Source organism: Rhizobacter sp. P1_G5 (genome assembly GCF_056405435.1).
Window position 1 is genome coordinate 1 of record NZ_JBFUCB010000278.1, and the last position, 7,519, is coordinate 7,519.

The window sequence follows — 7,519 nt, forward strand, 5'->3', positions numbered from 1 at the left end:
GCATCACGCTGACGACCAGCGGCTGCTCGAACTGGTGGTCGCCGGCGCGCATCGTGCCGCGGTGGAAACCGCCGAGGTGGCGCGGGTCGAGCTTCAGGCCCTCGAGCGCACGCGCCACCGCCAACGGGTCGGCGCTGCCGGCCTTCTCGATCGCGGCCGCCAGCATCTCGACCATCGCCTGCATGCGCATGTGCACGTAGTCGTCCTGCGGGTTCGGGAAGCGCTCGCGGAAGCTTGCATAGAACCTGTCGGAGGCCGCACCGCCGACGTTCGGGTGCCACTCGGCCACCGCCAGCACGCGGTCCAGGCCGGCATCGCCGATCGCCGCCGGCGCGCCGAGCGCGTTGCCGTAGAAGGTGTAGAAGCGCGCGTCCAGCCCGGCCTCGCGCGAGGCGCGGATCAGCAGCGTCAGGTCGTTGCCCCAGTTGCCGGTGAGCACCGCCTGCGCGCCGCTTGCCTTGATCTTCGCGGCGTACGGCAGGAAGTCCTTGATGCGGCCGAGCGGGTGCAGTTCGTCGCCGACGATCTCGATGTCGGGCCGCTTGGCCGCGAGCATCACGCGCGCCTGGCGCAGCACGCTCTGGCCGAAGCTGTAGTCCTGGCCGATCAGGTAGACCTTCTTCACGCGCGCATCGGCAGCCAGCACGTCGGTCAGCGCCTGCAGCCGCATGTCGGCATGCGCATCGAAGCGGAAGTGCCAGAAACTGCACTTCTCGTTCGTCAGCGCCGGGTCGACGGCCGAGTAGTTCAGGAAGATCGCGCGCCGCGCCGGCTCGCGCTGGTTGTGCTTGTTCAGCGCGTCGATCAGCGCGGCCGCGGTGGCCGAGCTGTTGCCCTGCAGCACGAAGCCGATCTTCTGGTCGATGGCCGAGCGCAGCAGCGACAGCGCCTCTTCATTGCTGCCCTTGCTGTCGAAGCGCACCAGCTCCAGCGGATGGCGGCCATCCGGCAGGCTCACGCCGCCACGCTGGTTCACCCGCTCCACCGCCCACAGCAGGTTGCGGTACACCGCCTCGCCGGCGTTCGCGAAGGAACCCGACAGCCCTTCGATCAGCGCGACGCGCACCGGCTCGGCGGCAGGTGACGATGCAGGCGCCGCAGCCACCGGGCCCACCGCTGCCAGCCATGCCAGCACCGCGCCGCAGCGCCTGACCCAACGCACGATCTTCATTTTTCAACCCACTTGAAAACAAAAATGCCGCTCCAAGTTTCAGCGGCATGGTTGCTGCGCTGTGCAGCGATTGAATGGATTGTAGGAGCCATCATGTTCGTACTGACCCCCTCGCTGTCGTCGCGCCGCGCCACCTCGCTCGAGCGCGCGTTCGATCACCTGTTCGCCGACCGGCTGCCGCCGGCACCGGCCCAGCCGCGCGTGCCGGCACTCGACGTCGTCGAGAGCGACACCGCGTACACGCTGACGCTGGACCTGCCGGGCCTGTCGAAGGACCAGCTGAAGGTCTCGGTGGAAGGCCGCCGCGTCACGCTGGAAGCCGGCGATGCGAAGACCGCCGACGCCAAGGAAGGCGAACGCGTGCTGTACCGCGAGCGCAGTGCCGCGCACTACGCCCGCACGGTCGCGCTGCCGGCCGAAGTGGACCAGGCGAACTCGAGCGCGAAGTTCGAGAACGGCGTGCTGACGCTGACGCTCGCGAAGCGCGTGCCGACCGGCGCGACGCAGATCAGCATCAGCTGACGGCCTCGGTGCCGGCCGCGGCCAGCGTCGCGAGCGGCCAGCGCGGCCGCACGTCGAAGCCGTAGTCGCGGCCGGCCGCGGCGCCGCGCTGCAGCCGCATCGCGGCGGCGAGCGCGATCATCGCGCCGTTGTCGGTGCACAGCGCCAGCTCGGGGTAATGCACCCTGACCTGGCGCTTCGCGCATTCGGCATCCAGTTGCGCGCGCAGGCGGCTGTTCGCACCGACGCCGCCGGCGACGACAAGTCGCTTCAGCCCGGTCTGCTTCAGCGCCGCGAGCGACTTCTTCAGCAGCACCTCGACGATCGCGGCCTGCGTCGACGCGGCCATGTCGGCGCGCTGCGAGTCGGTCGGCGCATCGCCGAGCTTGCGCAGCTGCGTCATCACCGCGGTCTTCAGCCCGGCGAACGAGAAATCGAGGTCGCCGCTGTGCAGCAGCGGCCGCGGCAGCGCATAGGCATCGGGCCGCCCCGCTTCGGCCAGGCGCGACAGCGCCGGCCCGCCCGGGTAGCCGAGCCCGAGCAGCTTGGCCGACTTGTCGAAGGCCTCGCCGGCCGCATCGTCGATGCTCTCGCCGAGCAGCTCGTAGCGGCCGACGTCGTCGACTCGCATCAGCTGCGTGTGCCCGCCCGACACCAGCAGCGCGACGAACGGAAACTCCGGCGGATCGCTCGCAAGGAACGGCGACAGCAGGTGCCCCTCGAGGTGGTGCACGCCGAGCACCGGCTTGCCGAGCGCCGCCGCCAGCGCGCAGGCCACCCCTGCGCCGACCAGCAGCGCCCCGGCCAGCCCCGGCCCGCGCGTGAACGCGACCACGTCGACCTCGGCGAGCGAGGCGCCGGCCTCGTGCAGCACCTGTTCGGTGAGCGGCAGCACGCGCCGGATGTGATCGCGCGAGGCCAGTTCAGGCACCACGCCGCCGTAGGCCTGGTGCATCGCGATCTGGCTGTGCAGGGCATGGGCCAGCAGGGCCGGAACCCCGGTCGGACCGGCCTCCACCAGGGCCACGCCCGTTTCGTCGCACGATGATTCCACGCCCAGTACCTTCATCCAGCGAGTGTAGCCAGCGCACCCACGCCGCCCGCCGGCGCCAAATTTGTCACGGCGCATCCAAGGGTTTACCCTCGATTACTATCCGACCCCCTTCCCGGTTCGAGCGCGGGCGACTAACCTGCGTGACCGAGCAGTGCCCCGAAGCAATTGCCAACTACAACAACGTCGTTAGGGAAACCCCATGAAGGAATACCGCCTCTTGGCCTGGACGGAGCTGCCTGCGCCGTTCGATCGCACCGCGCACCGGCGCATGCTCAGCGACATGTCGCAGCGGCACATGACGCTGGAGCAGTTGGCGTCCATCGCCGGACTGAAGCGCCCCGAGGTGCAGCTCTTCCTTGACGCGCTGGAGGCGCAGGGCCTGCTCGAAGAACGGGAGTTCGACGAGCCGCCAGCCGATTCGATGTTCGACTCGCTGCGGCCGCTGGGCGGCTGGATCCGCCGCGCGCTGCACACGAGTTCGCAGGAGCGCTGATTCCCCGGCGATCGGCCGCGCCGCACCGCGTGGCGCGGATGTTGCTGCGCTCTGGCCCATGAAGCCGCCGCGCGCGCCGACCGCCCCGGTCCTGCGCATCGTCATCGTCGCTCCCGACTCGCTGGCCTCCGACGGCAGCGAAGGCGCGCCCGACCCGATCGAGGCCGAGCGCTCGCGGGCGCTGCGCATCGGCTTGCTGGAGAACGGCTACAACATCGTCGCGGTGCTGCCGGCCGATGTCTTCCTGCCGGAGCGGCTGGCGCAGATCCAGCCCGACATGATCATCATCGACGCCGAGAGCCAGGCGCGCGACACGCTGGAGCATGTCGTGATGGCGACGCGCGATGCGCGCCGCCCGATCGTGCTGTTCACCGACGACGACGACACCAGCCACGTGCCCGATGCGATCGCCGCCGGCGTCACCGCCTACGTCGTGGCCGGGCTGGCGCCGGAGCGGGTGAAGCCGGTGCTCGACGTCGCGATGGCGCGCTTCCGGCACGAGGAAGGCCTGCGCCGCGAACTGGCCGACGCGCGCACCGAACTCTCGGACCGCAAGGTGATCGACCGCGCGAAGGGCCTGCTGATGTCGCGCCAGGGGCTCAGCGAGGAAGCCGCCTATGCGCKGTTGCGCAAGGCCGCGATGGACAAGGGGCTGCGGCTCGCCGACGTGGCGCGGCGCATCCTCGACGTGTCGGACCTGCTCGGCTGAACGCACTGCCGCAGTGCGGCCTGCGGCGCACTTGGTGCGTTGCAACATCGCCGATGCGAACCGCCCCTGGGAAGACAGCCGTGGCACGCCACTTGCATAGTGACGTGCGGAAGGTCAACGGCGATCTTCCACAGACATCCGCACGCACCAAGGTTGGCGCGACGCGGGTCGGACGATGGCGTCCCCACCGTGCAGGCTGAGCCCGCACCGTGCGGACGCCTTTTTGTTTTTGCTTTCCGAGAACCTGAGCCACGCCATGACTAGCCCACTCACGCGAAAGAACCTGATGAGCCGCCGAACCCTGATCAAAGCCGCTGCCGCGGGCAGTGCTGCCGGCCTGGTGCCGGGGCTGCAGAGCGCCGTGCATGCGCAAGGCTCCGACAAGCCCGAGAAGGAGGAAGTGCGCATCGGCTTCATCCCGCTGACCGACTGCGCGTCGATCGTGATGGCCTCGGTGCTCGGCTTCGACAGGAAGTACGGCGTCAAGATCGTTGCGACCAAGGAGGCCTCGTGGGCCGGCGTGCGCGACAAGCTGGTCAACGGCGAGCTCGACATGGCGCACGTGCTGTACGGCCTGGTCTACGGCGTGCACCTGGGCATCGGCGGGCCGAAGAAGGACATGGCCGTGCTGATGACGCTGAACAACAACGGCCAGGCGATCACGCTGTCGAAGAAGCTGGCCGACAAGGGTGCGGTCGACGGCGCATCGCTCGCCAAGGTGATGGCCGCCGACAAGCGCGAGTACACCTTCGCGCAGACCTTCCCGACCGGCACCCACGCGATGTGGCTGTACTACTGGCTCGCGAGCGTCGGCATCAACCCGATGAAGGATGCCAAGGTCATCACCGTGCCGCCGCCGCAGATGGTGGCCAACATGCGCGTGGGCAACATGGACGGCTACTGCGTCGGCGAGCCCTGGGGCCACCGCGCGATCATGGACGGCATCGGCATCACCGCGGTGACCACGCAGGACATCTGGAAGGACCACCCCGAGAAGGTGCTCGGCACCACCGGCGATTTCGTCAAGAAGTACCCCAACACCGCGCGTGCCGTGATGATGGCGGTGATCGAGGCGAGCCGCTGGATCGACGCGAGCCTGCAGAACAAGCTGAAGATGGCCGAGACGGTGGCCGACAAGTCGTACGTCAACACCGGCGTCGACGCGATCAACCAGCGCATCCTGGGCCGCTACCAGAACGGCCTGGGCAAGACCTGGGACGACCCGAACCACATGAAGTTCTTCAACGACGGCGCGGTGAACTACCCGTACCTGAGCGACGGCATGTGGTTCCTGACGCAGCACAAGCGCTGGGGGCTGCTGAAGGAGCACCCGGACTACCTCGGCGTCGCGAAGCAGATCAACCAGATCGAGCTTTACAAGCAGGCCGCGAGCGCGATGAAGGTGAACGTGCCGAAGGAGCCGCTGCGCAGCGCGAAGCTGATCGACGGCGTCGTCTGGGACGGCAAGGAACCGGCGAAGTACGCCGACAGCTTCAAGCTCAAGGCCTGAGCGGGCCACACAGGAGAACGCCATGGTGAGTGCCGTGTTCCATTCCCCGCGCGATGCCGGCGACGAGGCTCCTGCGGCCCCGCCGGTGGTCGTGAGGCCGCCGCCGCTTCCGTCCACACCCGTGCCCGCCACGCCGCCGCCGCGGCGCGCCGTCGACTGGAACGCGCTGCTGCTGAAGGTGCTGCCGCCGGTCATCGGCGTCGCGCTGCTGGTCGCCATCTGGGCGCTGCTGACGATGAAGGGAGGCAGCTTCCCGACGCCGGCCGCCACCTTCACCGAAGCGGTCAAGTTGTTTGCAGATCCGTTCTACAGCAAGGGCCCGAACGACCAGGGCATCGGCTGGAACATCCTGTTCTCGCTGCAACGCGTGGCGATCGGCTTCGGGCTGGCGGCGCTGGTCGGCATCCCGGTGGGCTTCCTGATCGGGCGCTTCAGCTTCCTGAACCACATGGCCTCGCCGCTGATCAGCCTGCTGCGGCCGGTGTCGCCGCTCGCGTGGCTGCCGATCGGGCTGCTGGTGTTCAAGGCGGCGAACCCGGCGGCGATCTGGACGATCTTCATCTGCTCGATCTGGCCGATGGTCATCAACACCGCGGTCGGCGTGCAGCGCGTGCCGGCCGACTACCTGAACGTGGCGCGCGTGCTGAACCTGTCGGAGTGGAAGGTGATGACGCGCATCCTGTTCCCTGCGGTGCTGCCGTACATGCTGACCGGCGTGCGGCTGAGCGTGGGCACGGCCTGGCTGGTGATCGTCGCGGCCGAGATGCTGACCGGCGGCGTCGGCATCGGCTTCTGGGTCTGGGACGAGTGGAACAACCTGAACGTCACGCACATCCTGATCGCGATCTTCGTGATCGGCATCGTCGGGCTGCTGCTCGAATGGGCGCTGATCGCGGTGGCCAAACGCTTCACCTACGAGGAGGTCTGAGCATGACCGGATTCATCGAAGTGCACCAGGCCGAGATGGTGTTCCACACGAAGAAGGGCCGCTTCCACGCGCTGCGCGAGATCGACCTGTCGGTCGCGAAGGGCGAGTTCGTCACGCTGATCGGGCATTCGGGCTGCGGCAAGTCGACGCTGCTGAACCTGATCGCAGGGCTCACGCTGCCCACTGGGGGCTCGCTGATCTGCGACGGGCGAGAGATCGCTGCGCCGGGGCCCGAGCGCGCGGTGGTGTTCCAGAACCACTCGCTGCTGCCGTGGCTCACCTGCCACGAGAACGTGCATCTGGCGGTCGAGCGGGTGTACGGCGCGAGCGAGTCGAAGGCGCAACTGAAGGAGCGAACCCTGGCGGCGCTGGGGCTCGTCAACATGGGGCATGCCGCGGCCAAGCGCCCGCACGAGATCTCCGGCGGCATGAAGCAGCGCGTGGGCATTGCGCGGGCGCTGGCGATGGAGCCCAAGGTGCTGTTGATGGACGAGCCGTTCGGCGCGCTCGATGCGCTCACCCGTGCCCACCTGCAGGACGAACTGCTGAAAATCGTCGCTCGCACGCACAGCACGGTGGTGATGGTGACGCACGATGTCGACGAGGCGGTGCTGTTGTCGGACCGCATCGTGATGATGACCAACGGGCCGGCGGCGACGATCGGCGAGATCCTGTCGATCGAGCTGCCGCGGCCGCGCAACCGTGTCGAGCTCGCCGAGGACCCCAAGTACGTGCACTACCGCAAGGAGGTGCTGGACTTCCTCTACACGCGGCATGGCCACGTCGAGCAGGCCGCCTGAGCCAGCAGTGGCATCCGGACCCTGGTTTTCATCCAAGGATGAGACGGCGTTTGCTGTCCAGCCTGCGCTGAAGCTCAGCGTGCACTTCGGTTTAGTGAATTCGCGAGGAACGGAAAAGCCCTGCGCCACACAGACACACCAAAGCTGGCACAACTCCTGCTAGAACCCAGTCGGCAAGAGCGATGCGCTTGTCGTCTATCTCCTCAGTAGGGCCCAGCCCTTTCCGGACCGCCTGATCCGCGTGGATCAGGCGGTTTTTTTATCTGTGGACGTACCCGCGGGAATCAGTGGTTTTCCTTGGCGTGGTTGATCGTGTACTTCGGGATCTCGATCGTCACGTCGGTCTGCGACAG

8 protein-coding genes are annotated in these 7,519 nt (G+C 68.0%); 6 read left to right on the forward strand and 2 right to left on the reverse strand.

Annotated elements, in window-relative coordinates; all coding sequences use genetic code 11:
- On the reverse strand, nt 1-1,171 hold a 1,171-nt coding region (locus AC1D12_RS18770; protein ID WP_477842172.1), incomplete at its 3' end, for a branched-chain amino acid ABC transporter substrate-binding protein.
- A 93-nt stretch (nt 1,172-1,264) separates the two neighbouring features.
- Here AC1D12_RS18770 and AC1D12_RS18775 point away from each other — a divergent pair.
- Entirely contained in the window at nt 1,265-1,693 is a 429-nt protein-coding gene (locus AC1D12_RS18775) for an Hsp20/alpha crystallin family protein (RefSeq protein WP_477842174.1), read from the forward strand.
- Here AC1D12_RS18775 and tsaD read toward each other — a convergent pair.
- Complete coding sequence (gene tsaD / locus AC1D12_RS18780) at nt 1,686-2,741, reverse strand: tRNA (adenosine(37)-N6)-threonylcarbamoyltransferase complex transferase subunit TsaD (RefSeq protein ID WP_477842176.1); 1,056 nt, start codon at nt 2,739-2,741, stop codon at nt 1,686-1,688. The two genes, AC1D12_RS18775 and tsaD, sit on opposite strands and share 8 nt — an antisense overlap.
- A gap of 184 nt (nt 2,742-2,925) precedes the next feature.
- Here tsaD and AC1D12_RS18785 point away from each other — a divergent pair, with 184 nt between their 5' ends.
- From AC1D12_RS18785 to AC1D12_RS18805, 5 genes are all read left to right on the forward strand, one after another.
- On the forward strand, nt 2,926-3,219 hold the full coding sequence (locus tag AC1D12_RS18785) for a hypothetical protein (protein ID WP_465114353.1): 294 nt from the start codon (nt 2,926-2,928) through the stop codon (nt 3,217-3,219).
- A 58-nt stretch (nt 3,220-3,277) separates the two neighbouring features.
- A complete protein-coding gene (locus tag AC1D12_RS18790; protein ID WP_477842178.1) occupies nt 3,278-3,928 on the forward strand; it encodes an ANTAR domain-containing response regulator in 651 nt (216 codons plus the stop codon).
- 286 nt (nt 3,929-4,214) lie between these two features.
- Nucleotides 4,215-5,438 carry a CmpA/NrtA family ABC transporter substrate-binding protein gene (locus tag AC1D12_RS18795; protein WP_477842180.1) on the forward strand — a complete coding sequence of 408 codons (1,224 nt, stop codon included), beginning with the start codon at nt 4,215-4,217 and terminating at the stop codon, nt 5,436-5,438.
- A gap of 22 nt (nt 5,439-5,460) precedes the next feature.
- Nucleotides 5,461-6,366 (forward strand): nitrate ABC transporter permease, encoded by a 906-nt coding sequence (ntrB, locus tag AC1D12_RS18800; RefSeq protein WP_477827991.1) that lies wholly within the window; start codon nt 5,461-5,463, stop codon nt 6,364-6,366.
- Between the two features lie 2 nt (nt 6,367-6,368).
- Nucleotides 6,369-7,166 (forward strand): ABC transporter ATP-binding protein, encoded by a 798-nt coding sequence (locus AC1D12_RS18805; protein WP_477827992.1) that lies wholly within the window; start codon nt 6,369-6,371, stop codon nt 7,164-7,166.
- The last annotated feature ends 353 nt before the right edge of the window (nt 7,167-7,519 follow it).

Excerpts from the sequence above, each read along its gene's own strand:
- AC1D12_RS18775 (WP_477842174.1), top strand. The coding sequence starts at position 1,265 with ATGTTCGTACTGACCCCCTCGCTGTCGTCGCGCCGCGCCACCTCGCTC.
- tsaD (WP_477842176.1), bottom strand. The coding sequence starts at position 2,741 with ATGAAGGTACTGGGCGTGGAATCATCGTGCGACGAAACGGGCGTGGCC.
- AC1D12_RS18785 (WP_465114353.1), top strand. The coding sequence starts at position 2,926 with ATGAAGGAATACCGCCTCTTGGCCTGGACGGAGCTGCCTGCGCCGTTC.
- AC1D12_RS18795 (WP_477842180.1), top strand. The coding sequence starts at position 4,215 with ATGAGCCGCCGAACCCTGATCAAAGCCGCTGCCGCGGGCAGTGCTGCC.
- ntrB (WP_477827991.1), top strand. The coding sequence starts at position 5,461 with ATGGTGAGTGCCGTGTTCCATTCCCCGCGCGATGCCGGCGACGAGGCT.
- AC1D12_RS18805 (WP_477827992.1), top strand. The coding sequence starts at position 6,369 with ATGACCGGATTCATCGAAGTGCACCAGGCCGAGATGGTGTTCCACACG.